Source organism: Streptomyces geranii (genome assembly GCF_002954775.1).
GTDB lineage: Bacteria > Actinomycetota > Actinomycetes > Streptomycetales > Streptomycetaceae > Streptomyces > Streptomyces geranii.
Genome location: NZ_PJME01000039.1, coordinates 23,384 through 37,777, shown reverse-complemented (window position 1 = coordinate 37,777; position 14,394 = coordinate 23,384). Strand labels below are relative to the sequence as shown.

Genomic DNA, 14,394 nt, shown 5'->3' with positions numbered 1-14,394 from the left:
CATGCGGCCAGTTTCCAAGATCGAACGCACGGTGGCGCCCTTCGAGGTCGTCAGCCCCTACCAGCCGAGCGGCGACCAGCCCGCGGCCATCGCCGAGCTGGCTCGGCGCATCGAAGCAGGTGAGAAGGACGTCGTGCTCCTCGGCGCGACCGGCACCGGCAAGTCCGCCACCACCGCGTGGATGATCGAGAAGCTCCAGCGCCCCACCCTCGTCATGGCGCCGAACAAGACCCTGGCCGCCCAGCTGGCGAACGAGTTCCGGGAACTCCTCCCGAACAACGCCGTCGAATACTTCGTCTCGTACTACGACTACTACCAGCCCGAGGCGTACGTCCCCCAGTCGGACACCTACATCGAGAAGGACTCCTCGATCAACGAGGAGGTCGAACGCCTGCGCCACTCCGCGACCAACTCGCTGCTCACCCGGCGGGACGTCATCGTGGTCGCCTCCGTGTCCTGCATCTACGGCCTCGGTACTCCACAGGAGTACGTGGACCGGATGGTCCCCCTCAAGGTCGGCGAGGAGATCGACCGCGACCAGCTGCTGCGCCGCTTCGTCGACATCCAGTACACGCGCAACGACCTGGCCTTCACCCGCGGCACCTTCCGCGTGCGCGGCGACACCATCGAGATCTTCCCGGTCTACGAGGAACTCGCCGTCCGCATCGAGATGTTCGGCGACGAGATCGAGGCCCTCTCCACCCTCCACCCGCTCACCGGCGAGATCATCAGTGAGGACCAGCACACGTACGTCTTCCCGGCCACCCACTACGTGGCAGGTCCCGAGCGCATGGAGCGGGCCGTCAACGACATCGAGAAGGAGCTCGGCGAGCGCCTCACCGAGCTGGAGAAGCAGAGCAAGCTCCTGGAGGCCCAGCGCCTGCGGATGCGGACGACGTACGACCTGGAGATGCTCCGCCAGATCGGCTCCTGCTCCGGTGTCGAGAACTACTCGATGCACTTCGACGGCCGCCTCCCCGGCTCCCCGCCGAACACCCTGATCGACTACTTCCCGGACGACTTCCTGCTCGTCATCGACGAGTCGCACAACACGGTCCCGCAGATCGGCGCCATGTACGAGGGCGACGCGTCCCGCAAGCGCACCCTCGTCGACCACGGCTTCCGGCTGCCCTCCGCACTGGACAACCGCCCCCTGAAATGGGAGGAGTTCCAGAAGCGCATCGGCCAGACCGTGTACCTCTCGGCGACCCCCGGCAAGTACGAGCTGTCGCGCGGCGACGGCTACGTCGAGCAGATCATCCGCCCCACCGGCCTCATCGACCCCGAGGTCGTCGTCAAGCCCACCGAGGGCCAGATCGACGACCTGGTCCACGAGATCCGCACCCGCGCCGAGAAGGACGAACGCGTCCTGGTCACCACGCTCACCAAGAAGATGGCCGAGGACCTCACCGACTACTTCCTGGAACTGGGCATCCAGGTCCGCTATCTGCACAGCGACGTCGACACCCTGCGCCGGGTCGAGCTGCTGCGTGAGCTGCGCGCCGGCGATTTCGACGTCCTGGTCGGCATCAACCTCCTTCGGGAGGGCCTCGACCTTCCCGAGGTGTCCCTGGTGTCGATCCTCGACGCCGACAAGGAGGGCTTCCTGCGCTCCGGGACCTCCCTCATCCAGACCATCGGCCGCGCGGCGCGCAACGTCTCAGGCCAGGTCCATATGTACGCGGACAGGATCACCCCGTCGATGGAGAGGGCCATCGAGGAGACCAACCGCCGCCGGGAGAAGCAGGTCGCGTACAACAAGGAGAAGGGCATCGACCCGCAGCCCCTCCGCAAGAAGATCAACGACATCGTCGCGCAGATCGCCCGCGAGGACGTCGACACCGAACAGCTCCTCGGCTCGGGCTACCGCAAGTCGAAGGACGGCAAGGGCGCCAAGGCCCCGGTGCCCTCGCTCGGCGGCAAGGCGGCCAAGGGCGCCAGGGCGGGCAAGGGCAAGGCCGGGGAGACGGTGCCGACCGACCGCCCCGCGGCCGAACTCGCCGGCCAGATCGAGGAGATGACGGCACGGATGCGCGCCGCCGCGGCCGACCTCCAGTTCGAGGTCGCCGCCCGGTTGCGCGACGAGGTGTCGGAGATGAAGAAGGAACTGCGGCAGATGAAGGAGGCGGGCCTGGCCTGACCGTACGTACGCGCAGTGTTGCAAGACCGACACAAAGTGCGCCCGAGGCTTCGGCACTGTCAGTGCCCCTGCGTAGGGTTCACGTCATCCGCGGACCCCGCGGCAACAGGGGATTCGGTTCGAGAGGGGAACAGCGCGTGGTGGACGTATCCAAGGGCGGCACGCCTGGTGGCAGCGTCAATCTGACCAAGGGTCAGGGCATCAACCTGCAGAAGAGTGACGGGGGCACCCTGACCGCGGTGCGCATGGGCCTCGGCTGGCAGGCGGCTCCCCGCCGCGGCCTGTTCGGCTCGCGTACACGGGAGATCGACCTCGATGCCTCCGCCGTGCTCTTCGCCGACAAGCAGCCCGTCGACGTCGTGTTCTTCCGCCACCTCGTGAGCGACGACGGCTCCGTGCGGCACACCGGTGACAACCTCGTCGGCGGTGTCGGCCAGGGCGGTGACGACGAGGCGATCCTCGTCGATCTGCCGCGGGTGCCGGTGCACATCGACCAGATCGTCTTCACCGTGAACTCCTTCACGGGCCAGACCTTCCAGGAGGTGCAGAACGCGTTCTGCCGACTGGTCGACGAGGCCAACGGCGACGAACTCGCCCGCTACACGCTGGACGGCGGCGGCCAGTACACGGCTCAGATCATGGCGAAGGTGCACCGTGTGGGCGCGGGCTGGCGGATGACGGCCCTCGGCACCCCGGCCAACGGCCGCACCTTCCAGGACCTGATGCCGGCGATCCTGCCGCACCTGTAGCCGGGCCGGGCGGCCCACGGAAGCAAGAGAACGACACGGGGGGACGAAGGCGATGACGGCCGAGCTGGTCCGGGGGCAGAACCATCCGCTCTCCCAGGTTCACCTGGAAGTGCGGATCTCGGCCGGTGCGCCGATCGTGGCGGGGGCCACGATCGGCGACGAGCGGGGCAAGGTCCACGGCGTCGAGTGGGTCGCCCACCCCGGTGCCCCCACGCTCCCCGGCCTTGAGGTCTCCAGGCAGGCCGCCGCCGACCACCGGCTCGCCGTCGACCTGGGCGCCATGCCGGACTCCGTGCACCGGGTCAGCGTGCTGCTCGCACTGCCGTCCGGTGTGGGTGGCCCGGTCCACTTCGGCGCCGTGGCCGCCCCCTTCGTCGCCGTCACCGGTCTCGACGGCACCGAGGTCGCCAGCTACACGATCACCGGCCTGGAGGCCGAGTCGGCCGTGGTAGCCCTGGAGCTGTACCGCAGGCAGGACGCCTGGAAGGTGCGCGCCATCGGCCAGGGATACGCCGGCGGCCTCGCCGAACTCCTCGCCGACCAGGGACTGCCCGAGGCCCGCAGCCTCGCGGACACCATAAACGAGGCGGTGTCCCGGGCCCACTCCCGCTCGGTGGCACCCCCGCCGCCCCGCACACCGGACAGCGACCGCACCCGCCGGACGGCATCCCCGGCACCCGCACAGTCCGCGTCGCCGTACACGGCTCAGGGACCCCAGGACACCCCGGCTCCCGGCACCTCGGACCAGGCCCCTTCCGTGGTCCAGGGCGGCCAGGGCGGTCCTGCCCCCGCCCAGCCCTCGTCGCCGTACGGAGCCGAGGGCGCCCAGAACACCCCGGCACAGGCCGGCCGACCTGACGTCTCGCCTCCGGCGGGCCGCGCCGGGGAAGCCGCGCCGCCGGGAACCTCCACCACCGGCGGCCCGGTCGACTACAGCCATCCCGGCCGCCGTACGGCCGCTCCGCCCCCGGCACCGCCGACCGCGCCCCCGGCCCGGCCCGGACAGCCCGCGCGGCCGGTCGCGGGCGACGCGACCGGCTGGTCGATGGACGAGCGGCTCTACAACCAGGTCTGGGGCATGTTCGAGGACCTGGCGAGAACCGTCGCCGCCTACCGCAGCGCCGTGGACTTCGCCGACTCACGCCTGGAACAGGAGATCGACAGGGCGCTCGCCGATCCCCGCAACCGGCTCGGCGGCCCGGGCGACGGCGCCCGGGAAGCGGCCCGCGCCAAGCACTCCCAGCTCGTCGACCAGGCCCGCGCCGCCCTCGACCGCGACCTCGCCCAGCTCATCGCCGAGGCCGAGGTCGTCGAGCCCGCGCTGCCCCTGGCGTACGCGCGCTGGGACAGCCCCGTCTGGCACGGCTACCGGGTGCCGATGGAGATGCCCATGGCGCTGCGGCTGGGCGACCTGCGGCTGCCCGAGAGCGTCGCCCTCAACATCCCGATGCTCGTCCGGCTGCCGCTGGAGCGCGGGCTGTGGATCGACAGCGGCGGCGAGTCGCTCGACGGCTCGGTCGTCGACTCCGGCGAGCTGCGCCGGCTCGCCATGGACACGGCGGTGACGCATGCGGCGCGGCTGCTGGCCGTCCATCCGGCGGGCGAGTTCGCCGTGCATGTCATCGACCCGGCAGGCGCGGGCGCCCTCTCCCTCGCGCCGCTCGTGCGGGCCGGTGTGCTCGCGGGTCCGCCCGCGGCCGGGGCCGCCGGTGTCGCGGACGTCCTGGGGCGGCTGACCCAGCGCGTCGACCTGGTGCAGATGGCGCTGCGCGCCGGTGCGGCCGACTCGCTACCGCCCGACCTCGACACGGCTCAGCAGCTGCTGATCGTCAATGACTTCCCGCACGGTTTCGACGACCGGGCGGTGACCCGGCTGCGCTATCTCGCGGATGAGGGCCCGGCCGTCGGCGTCCACCTGATGATGGTCGCCGACCGCGAGGACGCCGCCGCCTACGGGCCGTTGCTCGACCCGCTCTGGCGTTCGCTCATGCGACTCACCCCGGTGCCCGACGACCACCTCGCCGACCCGTGGGTCGGCCATGCGTGGACGTACGAGCCGTTGGCCGTGCCGCACGGCAGCCAGGTGCTCCAGCAGGTGCTCGACCAGGTCGCGGCGGCCCGCCGCTCATGGAACCGCTGACGCCCGCGAGCGCTTCACCAAGCATCAGTAAAGCCACCTGACCTGCGTATTTGGTTTTTCTTTTACCAATCTCTTTACCTTTCCTTGGTGATTGGGGTATTGTTTTCCCCACGGAGGGGAGTACTCCCTACCTGCTGCGGCGTACCCGTCAATACGGATCAATCCAGATCCCGGGGCGTCGGCCCGCAGGCAACCGGGCGCGTGAAGGAGCCGGGCTGTCGCGGGTGGAAGAGACCTCCGGTAGCGACGACGCTGAAATTTGCCGTTACGTACTGCCGGAGGCGCAGTGGATGTTTCCGTGACCCTTTGGGTCCTGACAATCGTGGGTCTCGCCGCACTGATCGCGGTGGACTTCTTCATCGGGCGCAAGCCCCATGACGTATCAATCAAGGAAGCCGGAATCTGGACGGTCGTCTGGATAGTCCTGGCCGGACTCTTCGGCCTGGGACTGCTCGTCTTCAGCGGCGGTGAGCCCGCCGGCGAGTTCTTCGCGGGCTTCATCACCGAGAAGTCGCTGAGCGTCGACAACCTCTTCGTCTTTGTCCTGATCATGGCGAAGTTCGCGGTGCCCTCGCAGTATCAGCAGCGAGTGCTCCTCATCGGTGTCCTCATAGCGCTCGTCCTGCGCGCGATATTCATCGCCGCCGGCGCCGCGATCCTCGCGAGCTTCGCATGGGTGTTCTACATCTTCGGTGCCTTCCTCATCTGGACCGCCTGGAAGCTCATCCAGGAGGCCCGCACCGATGACGAGGACGAGGAGTTCGAGGAGAACAGGCTGCTCAAGGCCGCCGAGAAGCGGTTCGGCGTGGCCGACCGCTACCACGGCACCAAGCTGTGGATCGAGCAGAACGGCAAGCGCGTCATGACGCCGATGCTGGTCGTGATGCTCGCGATCGGTACGACGGACGTCCTGTTCGCCCTCGACTCGATCCCGGCGATCTTCGGCCTGACCCAGGACCCGTACATCGTCTTCACCGCCAACGCGTTCGCGCTGATGGGTCTGCGCCAGCTGTACTTCCTCATCGGCGGTCTGCTGAGGAAGCTGGTCCACCTCTCGTACGGCCTGTCGGTCATCCTCGGCTTCATCGGAGTCAAGCTGGTGCTGCACGCGCTGCACGAGTCGGGCGTCCATGTACCGGAGATCTCCATACCGGTCTCCCTCGGTGTCATCTGCGGTGTCCTGATCGTCACCACGATCACCAGCCTGTACGCCTCCAGGAAGCAGGAGGCGGCCGAGGCGGCGCAGCAGGATGGCCAGGAGGACAGCGAAGGCGCTCCGAAGGACAGCATCGGCGCCTGACCGCGCCGGACACAGGAGCAACCACCATCGGGAGCGGTGCGCGGCGAGTTGCCGGGCACCGTTCCCGATCCCTCGTCGGGAGCTGGGCAGGGTGGTGGAGCCATCGGGTGACAGCAACCGCCCCGGGCCGGGCGAACCGGAGGGGAGACCGGTGTGCGGGTCCGGGGCAGGCATGGGAAAGCGTGGGCAGGCACGGGCGCCGGGGCAGCCATGAGGTGCGCCTGGGCGGGCACAAGACACGGGCTGGGTGCGGAGCCCGGTTCGGGGAGATCGACGGGAGCGTGGAGCAGTGGACAGGTCCTGCTGTGGGACCGGCGTGAGCGGCCGGCGCGGAGCCGGTGTGCGCGTGCGGGGCCCGTGGGCGTCTGCGACGATCGCTGAATGATCGTCGGGCTGCGGTCGCTCGTGACGCGGTGGACGGCCGTCGTGCCGGTGGCCGCGGTCGTCCTGCTCGTGTTCACCTGGGGGCGCGACCTACCCGGTGCGGTCGTCGCGCTGGTGACACTGGTCCTCGCGGGAGCGGTACTGGCCGCCGTGCACCACGCCGAGGTGATCGCCCACCGGGTCGGTGAACCCTTCGGTTCGCTCGTGCTGGCCGTCGCCGTCACGATCATCGAGGTCGCCCTGATCGTCACGCTGATGGCCGACGGCGGGGACAAGAGCTCCACCCTGGCCAGGGACACCGTCTTCGCGGCGGTGATGATCACCTGCAACGGCATCGTCGGACTGAGCCTCCTCGTCGGCTCGCTCCGGCACGGGACCGCGGTCTTCAACCCGGAGGGCACCGGCGCCGCCCTCGCCACGGTCGCGACGCTGGCCACGCTCAGCCTGGTGCTGCCGACGTTCACCACGAGCAAGCCGGGACCCGAGTTCTCCACCGCCCAGCTCACCTTCGCCGCGCTCGCCTCGCTGATCCTCTACGGCCTGTTCGTGGCGACCCAGACCGTGCGGCACCGCGACTACTTCCTGCCGATCACCCGGCAGGGCGAGGAGCACACCCCGGACAGTCACGCGGAGCTGCCGACCACCCGTGACACCCGGCTCAGCCTCGGAATGCTCGCCCTGGCGCTGATCGGCGTGGTCGGCCTCGCGAAGGGAGTGTCGCCGACCATCGAGTCCGGGGTGGAGGCGGCCGACCTGCCGCATGCCGTCGTCGGTGTGGTCATCGCCCTGCTCGTGCTGCTCCCCGAGACCATCGCCGCGCTCCGCTCCGCGCGCCGCGACCAGGTGCAGACCAGCCTGAACCTCGCGCTCGGGTCCGCGATGGCCAGCATCGGCCTGACCATCCCCGCCGTGGCCCTGGCGTCCATCTGGCTCTCCGGACCACTGGTCCTCGGCCTCGGCGCCACCCACATGGTGCTGCTCGCCCTGACCGTGGTGGTGGGTTCGCTGACGGTCGTGCCCGGGCGGGCCACGCCGCTCCAGGGAGGCGTACATCTGGTGCTGCTGGCGGCCTACCTGGAGCTGGCGATCAACCCCTGACCAGCATTACCGGGGTCGCCACAGGGCACTCCCGGCCACCGTCCGCCGCGGATCACTCCGTGGCCGGGACGGCGGTCAGGCGGGGCACCGGGCGGGTCTCCGGCAGGAGGGCGAAGCAGCCCAGGCTGAACAGCGCGATGCCGGTCAGATACACGCCCACGCCCCAAGGGACCCGGCCCCCCTGTTCGGCCAGGGCCGTCGCCACGATCGGGGTGAGGGCGCCGCCGAGGACCCCGCCGAGGTTGTAGCCGACCGCGGCGCCCGTGCACCGTACGCGGGGCTCGTACAGCTCGGGCAGATACGCGGCGATCACCGCGAACATCGTGACGAAGGCGATCATGGCCACCAGGAAGCCGAGGAACATCGGCAGCGGCTCGCCGGTCGACAGCAGCGCCACCATCGGGCACATCCAGAGAGCGGCGGCGGTGCAGCCCGCGAGGCACAGCGGGCGGCGGCCGTAGCGGTCGCCGAGGAGGGCCATCAGGGGGGTCAGGGCGCCCTTGACCACCACCGCGGCCATGATGCAGGCCAGCATGACGGTACGGCTGACGCCGAGGCGTTCCGTCCCGTAGGCGAGGGACCAGGTCGTCACGGCGTAGAACACCGCGTAGCCGACGGCGAGCGCGCCCGCCGTCAGCAGGACCAGCCGCCAGTGGTCGCGCACCACCTCGGCGAGCGGCACGCGCGCGTGGTCGTCGATCTCCAGGAAGCTCGGGCTCTCCGCGAGCGACGAACGCAGCCACAGCCCCGCCACCGCGAGCACCCCGGCCGCCCAGAACGGCACCCGCCACCCCCACGAGGCGAACTGCGCGTCCGTGAGAGACGCGGACAGCGCCAGCATCACGCCGTTGGCGAGCAGGAAGCCCACCGCGGGCCCGATCTGCGGGAAGCTCGCCCACAGGGCACGCCGTTCGGCGGGCGCGTGCTCCGCGGTCAGCAGCACCGCCCCGCCCCACTCGCCGCCCAGCCCGAGCCCCTGCAGAAAACGCAGCACCAGGAGGAGCACCGGAGCGGCCGTGCCGATCGACTCGTACGTCGGTACGCAGCCGACCGCGACCGTCGACGCACCGGTCAGCAGCAGCGAGGCGACGAGGACCGGCCGCCGTCCGCGCCGGTCCCCGATGTGCCCGAACAGCACCGAGCCCAGCGGCCGGGCGACGAACCCCACCCCGAACGTGCCGAAGGCCGCCAGCGTCCCGGCCAGTGGCGAGAACGTCGGGAAGAACAGGGGACCCAGGACCAGCGCCGCCGCGGTGCCGTAGACGAAGAAGTCGTAGAACTCGATGGCCGTCCCCGCGAGCGAGGCCGTGGCCAGCCGCACCATGGAGGGTGCCTTTACCGTGCGTACATCGTGCATGCCGGGTCAACTACCCACGGTGACGACGCGTTACGGGGGGCGCGCGGGGGCCGAACGGGATCAGTACGTCACGGTGATGCGCCGGTCGGGGCCGTCCACCCGGATCGACCCTCCATAGGGGAGGACGATCTGCGGATCGGTGTGCCCGAAGTCCACGTCGAAGACGGTCATCAGGCCGGGCGCGTAGGCGCGCAGCGCGCGTTGGACCGCCGCCCGCTGCTCGGCGGCGTAACGGGCGCCCTCCTCCGGGCTGTTGGGGTGTTCGAAGGACCAGGTCTTCGCGCGGCCCATCAGCAGCGCCGAGAAGCGCTGGAGCAGCCCGCGCTCGCCCATGTTGCGCAGGACGCGGAAGACCTCCTCGCCGCTCGGCAGCTCCTCGGAGGTCTCCAGGAGCAGCACTCCGCCGTCGTACGCCGTCAGATCATGGTCGATCTCGCGGTCGGCCATCAGTAGCCAGCCGAGGATCTCCAGGCAGCCGCCCCAGCTGCGGCCCTCCACCACGCGGTCGGCGTTCTGCCAGGTCCAGCCGGTGCCGGGACGGGTCTCCGGTTCGCTGTCGAAGGTCGCGGGGTCGGCCCAGTCTCGGTTGACGTCGTTCCAGCGCTCGGCGGGCCGCAGTTCGTACGCGCCCGAGGTGAACAGGGCGGCCCGCAGCGACTCGGCGGTCAGTGCGTCCATGGCCACGGGACGGCCGAGCGCCGTCATCACGGTCGCGCCGTGGAAGCCGACGATCCCGGTGTTGTACAGGTACGCCAGCAAGTTCGTATTGTCGCTCATCCCGAAGAACGGCTTCGGGTTCGCCCGGATCAACTCCCGGTCCAGGAACGGAAGTACGGTGATCTGATCATCGCCGCCGATCGACGCGATGACCGCCTTGATGCCCGGGTCGGCGAACGCCGCGTGGATGTCGGCGGCCCTCTCCTGAGGCGTCGAACCCATCTTCCGGGTCGCCGGATACTCGACCGGTTCCAGCCCGAACTCCTTGCGCAGCCGCTCCAGCCCCAGCTCGTGCGGGCGCGGGAAGAGCCCGGGCAGCCCGGAGCCGGGCGAGATGACGGCGATGCGGTCGCCGGGAGAGGGCTTGGGCGGATACGCGGGGGTCGTCATGCCGGGAGCGTACGGGCCGCCGCACTGTCGGTGCACCGTGATAAACCGGGGCTGAGCAGCGGTCCGAGACGGACCGTCACCCCCGAACGGACCGGAGGAACAATGCCCCGCACCCTTGCCGACGCCCCGATCATGATTCTCAACGGGCCCAACCTGAACCTCTTGGGCCAGCGCCAGCCGGACGTCTACGGCTCCGGCACGCTCGCCGAGGTCGAGGCCCTGTGCGCCAAGGCGGCGGCCGGACACGGCGGCACGATCGACTTCCGCCAGTCCAACCACGAGGGCGAACTGGTCGACTGGATCCAGGAAGCACGCCTCACCCACGCCGGCATCGTCATCAACCCCGGCGCCTACTCGCACACGTCCATCGCGATTTTGGACGCCCTCAACACCTGCGACGGCCTGCCCGTGCTGGAGGTCCACATCTCCAACATCCACCGGCGCGAGACGTTCCGGCACCACTCGTACGTCTCCCTGCGCGCCGACGGCGTCATCGCGGGGTGCGGTGTGCAGGGGTACGTGTTCGGGGTGGAGCGGGTCGCCGCGCTGGTGCTAGCGGCGACCGCGGAGGCATGACGTACGGCCTCCTTACAACCGCCCCGCCTCCACGATCCGCCGCAGGAACTGCCGCGTACGCTCCTGCTGCGGTTCGCCGAACACCTGCTCGGCCGTGCCGCGTTCCAGGACCACACCGCCCTCCAGGAAGCAGACCTGGTCCGCGACATCGCGGGCGAAGCCCATCTCGTGGGTGGCCAGGACCATCGTCATGCCCTCGCCCTTCAGATCCCGGACGACGGCGAGCACCTCGCCCACCAGCTCCGGGTCGAGGGCCGCGGTGATCTCGTCCAGGAGCAGCAGCCGGGGGCGTACGGCCAGGGCACGGACGATCGCCGCCCGTTGCTGCTGGCCGCCGCTCAGCCGGTCCGGGTACTCGCCCGCCTTCGTGCCGAGCCCGAGCCGCTCCAGCAGCTCACGCGCGTGCTGCTCGGCCGCCGTACGGTCCACGCCGTGCACTCGGCGCGGGGCGAGGGTGATGTTCTCCAGGACGGTCATGTGCGGAAACAGGTTGTACGCCTGGAACACCACGCCGATCCGGCGGCGCACGGCGTCCTGGTCGGTCCGAGGGTCGGTGATCTCCTCGCCGTCCAGCCAGATCGCGCCGTCGTCGATGTCCTCCAGCAGGTTCGCGCACCGCAGCAGCGTGGACTTGCCGGAGCCGGACGCGCCGATCAGCGCGGTCACGGTGTGGGAGGCGACCTCCAGATCGACGTCCCGCAGGACGACCGTGTCGCCGAACGTCTTGCGCACGGACTCCATGCGCAGCACGGGGGAGGAGCCCTTGGAGAGGCTGCCGATGTCGCTCACAGTGTTCCTCCCTGCGCCCGCTGCCGGTCCATCCGGGCAGTCACCCAGTCCGTGAACCGGGTCATCGGGATGGTCAGCGCGACGAAGACCAGCCCCGCGACGATGTACGGCGTGTAGTTGAGGCTGCGGCCCACGATGATGTCGGCCGCGCGTACGGCGTCGACCGCGCCGCCGATCGACACGAGCCCGGTGTCCTTCTGGAGCGACACCAGGTCGTTGAGCAGCGGCGGCACCTGGCGCCGTACGGCCTGGGGCAGTACGACGTGCCGCAGTGCCTGCCGGTTGGTCAGCCCGAGCGAGCGCGCCGCCGCCCGCTGCGAGGGGTGCACGGACTCGATGCCGGCCCGGAACACCTCGGCGACGTACGCGGAGTACGTCAGCGTCAGCGCCGTACCGCCGAGGAGCACCGGGTCCACGGTGATGCCCTGGAGCCGCAGGGCCGGCACCCCGAGGACGACGATCATCAGATTGATGATCAGCGGGAGGCCGCGGAAGAAGTCCGTGTACGCGGCGGCCAGCGCGCGCAGCGGGAAGAACACCGGACCGCGTAGGGTGCGCGCGATGGCGATCAGCATGCCCAGGACGAGCACCGCGACACCGCAGATCAGCAGCAGCCGTACGTTGAGCCACAGCCCTTCGAGGACCTTGGGGAACGCCTCGCGCGCGTACTGCCCGTTGAAGAACGTCTCCTTGGTGCGCGGCCAGCCCGGCGCGTTGACGACGACCAGGTAGAGGACGATCCCCGTGACCAGGGTGGACGCGGCGGCGATCCCCGTCGCGCGGCGCGCGCGGGTGCGCTTGAAGCGCTCCCGGTCGAGCCGCCGCTGCGAGGGGACGTAGCCGTCGCCCCCGCCCGGCATGCCGGACGGGTCCTCCTGGCCGGACTCCTCCTTCACTGCGGTCACTTGAGCACCGGCGCGTCGACGGCGTCCGACAGCCACTGCTTCTCGATCGCGGCGAGCGTGCCGTCCTTGCGCAGGGCGTCCACCGCGGTCGTCACGCAGGAGGTGAGGGCGCTGCCCTTGTCGAGCACGAGCCCGAACTGCTCCGGCGTACCGCCCTGGTTCTCGAACTGCCCGACGATCTTCGCGTCGGTCACCTCGGCGGCCGTGACGTAGAAGGCGGTCGGCAGGTCGAGGACGATGGCGTCGACCTGGCCGTTCTGCAGAGCGGCCTTGGCCTGGTCGTTCTTGGCGTACGCGGCCGGTTCCTGGGTCGGCTTCACCACGTCTTCGAGGTAGTTGAGGCTCGTCGTGCCGACCTGGGCGCCCAGCTTGAGGCCCTTGAGGTCGGCGATGCTCGTCGCCTTCGCGGCCTTGGAGTCCTTCAGCGCGACGACGGCCTGCCGCACGTCGTAGTAGCCGGACGAGAAGTCCACGGCCTTCTTGCGCTCGGCGCTGATCGACACCTGGTTGATGTCGAAGTCGAAGGTCTTCACCCCGGGCGCGAACGCCTTGTTGAAGGGCACGCTCTGCCAGACCACGTCCGCCTTGTCGTACCCGAGCTGCTTCGCCACGGCGTACGCGACCGCCGACTCGAAGCCCTCACCGTTGGCGGGCTTGTCGTCCTTGAACCACGGCTCGTACGCGGGTTCGTCGGTGGCGATCGTCAGCTTGCCCGAGGTCTGGGTGGCCAACTCGCCCTTGGCACAGGTGGTGCCGGCCGACGCGGTGGAGGTCGCGGTGGCGCTGCTCTTCTCCTCCGGCTGCGGGGCGCAGCCGACAGCGGTGGCGAGCAGGGCGACGGTGGTGGCGGCGACTGCGCGGCGCAGCGCGTGAGGGGCAGGATGCATGGCGGGAGAGTGGCAGCGAGGCGTGCCATTTGTCCAGGTCACACGCGGAATTGTCCGCATAGTGGGAACGTGTGTTGCGTTCTTGTGAACGCCCCCTGCGAACGCCGGGGCCGCCGACCGAGGGCGGGGATCGACAGGTCGGCGGCCCGTGCCGCCCAGGAGCCGTCATCCTGTGCGGGGCTGCCTCCAGTGGACTGCGCCCGCGCGCACGCCGGGAGCGCGTGTGCGGCGCCAGCGTGTGTGTTCGTTTCACACGGGGCGCGCGACCATCAACTGCGCGCCCCCTGAGGAGGGTTGAGCCGGTTCACCAGCCCCGCGCGTGCCACTCCGGCAACTGGGGCCGCTCCGCGCCCAGGGTGGTGTCGTTGCCGTGCCCCGGGTAGACCCAGCTCTCGTCCGGGAGCGGCTCGAAGATCTTCGTCTCCACGTCGTGGATCAGGCTCGCGAAGGCCTCCGGGTCCTTGCGCGTATTGCCCACGCCACCGGGGAAGAGGCAGTCCCCGGTGAACACGTGCGGATGTCCGTGCGGGTCGTCGTAGACGAGCGCGATCGAGCCCGGCGTGTGTCCGACCAGGTGGCGCGCGGTCAGCTCCACGCGCCCCACGCGGATCGTGTCCCCGTCGTCGACCGCCACATCGGTCGGTACGGGGATGCCGTCGGCGTCCTCCCGGCCCGCGAACGTACGGGCACCGGTGGCCGCCACGACCTCCGCGAGCGCCTGCCAGTGGTCGCCGTGCTGGTGCGTGGTGACGACCGACGCGATGCCGTCGTCGCCGATCAGTGTGATCAACGTATGGGCGTCGTTCGCCGCGTCGATCAGCAGCTGCTCGTCCGTGGCCCGGCAGCGCAGCAGATAGGCGTTGTTGTTCATCGGGCCCACCGCGACCTTGGTGATCATCAGGTCCCGCAACTCGTGCACATCGGCAGGGCCGCCGACCTTCACCGCTCCGCTGTACGTCATG

At 70.1% G+C, this 14,394-nt stretch carries 12 protein-coding genes; 6 read left to right on the top strand and 6 right to left on the bottom strand.

Annotated features, from left to right (window positions below):
- Position 1 precedes the first annotated feature (1 nt).
- The 5 genes from uvrB to CW359_RS33100 all read left to right on the top strand — a co-directional run bounded on the left by uvrB (position 2) and on the right by CW359_RS33100 (position 7,811).
- Entirely contained in the window at positions 2-2,140 is a 2,139-nt protein-coding gene (gene uvrB / locus CW359_RS33120; protein ID WP_105973898.1) for an excinuclease ABC subunit UvrB, read from the top strand.
- 182 nt (positions 2,141-2,322) lie between these two features.
- On the top strand, positions 2,323-2,889 hold the full coding sequence (locus tag CW359_RS33115; RefSeq protein ID WP_105973950.1) for a TerD family protein: 567 nt from the start codon (positions 2,323-2,325) through the stop codon (positions 2,887-2,889).
- A gap of 52 nt (positions 2,890-2,941) precedes the next feature.
- Complete coding sequence (locus tag CW359_RS33110) at positions 2,942-5,029, top strand: TerD family protein (protein ID WP_105973897.1); 2,088 nt, start codon at positions 2,942-2,944, stop codon at positions 5,027-5,029.
- A gap of 286 nt (positions 5,030-5,315) precedes the next feature.
- Positions 5,316-6,329 (top strand): TerC family protein, encoded by a 1,014-nt coding sequence (locus CW359_RS33105; protein WP_105973896.1) that lies wholly within the window; start codon positions 5,316-5,318, stop codon positions 6,327-6,329.
- 381 nt (positions 6,330-6,710) lie between these two features.
- Positions 6,711-7,811, top strand: a complete 1,101-nt coding sequence (locus CW359_RS33100) for a calcium:cation antiporter (protein WP_105973895.1) — start codon at positions 6,711-6,713, stop codon at positions 7,809-7,811.
- A gap of 52 nt (positions 7,812-7,863) precedes the next feature.
- On the opposite strand, the gene CW359_RS33095 is transcribed toward CW359_RS33100, so the two are convergent.
- Entirely contained in the window at positions 7,864-9,135 is a 1,272-nt protein-coding gene (locus tag CW359_RS33095) for an MFS transporter (RefSeq protein WP_105973894.1), read from the bottom strand.
- Positions 9,136-9,228: 93 nt separating this feature from the next.
- Complete coding sequence (locus CW359_RS33090; protein WP_105973893.1) at positions 9,229-10,275, bottom strand: S66 family peptidase; 1,047 nt, start codon at positions 10,273-10,275, stop codon at positions 9,229-9,231.
- 102 nt (positions 10,276-10,377) lie between these two features.
- On the opposite strand from CW359_RS33090, the gene aroQ reads away from it, so the two are divergent.
- The gene (gene aroQ / locus CW359_RS33085) at positions 10,378-10,851 is read left to right on the top strand and encodes a type II 3-dehydroquinate dehydratase (protein WP_105973892.1); all 474 of its coding nucleotides are present in this window, start codon (positions 10,378-10,380) and stop codon (positions 10,849-10,851) included.
- A gap of 12 nt (positions 10,852-10,863) precedes the next feature.
- On the opposite strand, the gene CW359_RS33080 is transcribed toward aroQ, so the two are convergent.
- The 4 genes from CW359_RS33080 to CW359_RS33065 all read right to left on the bottom strand — a co-directional run bounded on the left by CW359_RS33080 (position 10,864) and on the right by CW359_RS33065 (position 14,393).
- On the bottom strand, positions 10,864-11,592 hold the full coding sequence (locus CW359_RS33080; RefSeq protein WP_105973949.1) for an amino acid ABC transporter ATP-binding protein: 729 nt from the start codon (positions 11,590-11,592) through the stop codon (positions 10,864-10,866).
- A 44-nt stretch (positions 11,593-11,636) separates the two neighbouring features.
- On the bottom strand, positions 11,637-12,545 hold the full coding sequence (locus tag CW359_RS33075; RefSeq protein ID WP_105973891.1) for an amino acid ABC transporter permease: 909 nt from the start codon (positions 12,543-12,545) through the stop codon (positions 11,637-11,639).
- The gene (locus tag CW359_RS33070) at positions 12,542-13,432 is read right to left on the bottom strand and encodes an ABC transporter substrate-binding protein (RefSeq protein ID WP_105973890.1); all 891 of its coding nucleotides are present in this window, start codon (positions 13,430-13,432) and stop codon (positions 12,542-12,544) included. The genes CW359_RS33075 and CW359_RS33070 overlap by 4 nt, the downstream gene beginning before the upstream one ends.
- Before the next feature lie 304 nt (positions 13,433-13,736).
- A complete protein-coding gene (locus CW359_RS33065; RefSeq protein WP_105973889.1) occupies positions 13,737-14,393 on the bottom strand; it encodes an MBL fold metallo-hydrolase in 657 nt (218 codons plus the stop codon).
- Between the last annotated feature and the right edge of the window lies 1 nt (position 14,394).

What these genes read in the sequence shown, in the direction of transcription:
- CW359_RS33080 (WP_105973949.1), bottom strand. Translation starts at nt 11,592, where the DNA reads ATGGAGTCCGTGCGCAAGACGTTCGGCGACACGGTCGTCCTGCGGGAC.
- CW359_RS33110 (WP_105973897.1), top strand. Translation starts at nt 2,942, where the DNA reads ATGACGGCCGAGCTGGTCCGGGGGCAGAACCATCCGCTCTCCCAGGTT.
- CW359_RS33070 (WP_105973890.1), bottom strand. Translation starts at nt 13,432, where the DNA reads ATGCATCCTGCCCCTCACGCGCTGCGCCGCGCAGTCGCCGCCACCACC.
- CW359_RS33095 (WP_105973894.1), bottom strand. Translation starts at nt 9,135, where the DNA reads ATGGTGCGGCTGGCCACGGCCTCGCTCGCGGGGACGGCCATCGAGTTC.
- aroQ (WP_105973892.1), top strand. Translation starts at nt 10,378, where the DNA reads ATGCCCCGCACCCTTGCCGACGCCCCGATCATGATTCTCAACGGGCCC.
- CW359_RS33065 (WP_105973889.1), bottom strand. Translation starts at nt 14,393, where the DNA reads ATGACGTACAGCGGAGCGGTGAAGGTCGGCGGCCCTGCCGATGTGCAC.
- CW359_RS33090 (WP_105973893.1), bottom strand. Translation starts at nt 10,275, where the DNA reads ATGACGACCCCCGCGTATCCGCCCAAGCCCTCTCCCGGCGACCGCATC.
- CW359_RS33100 (WP_105973895.1), top strand. Translation starts at nt 6,711, where the DNA reads ATGATCGTCGGGCTGCGGTCGCTCGTGACGCGGTGGACGGCCGTCGTG.
- uvrB (WP_105973898.1), top strand. Translation starts at nt 2, where the DNA reads ATGCGGCCAGTTTCCAAGATCGAACGCACGGTGGCGCCCTTCGAGGTC.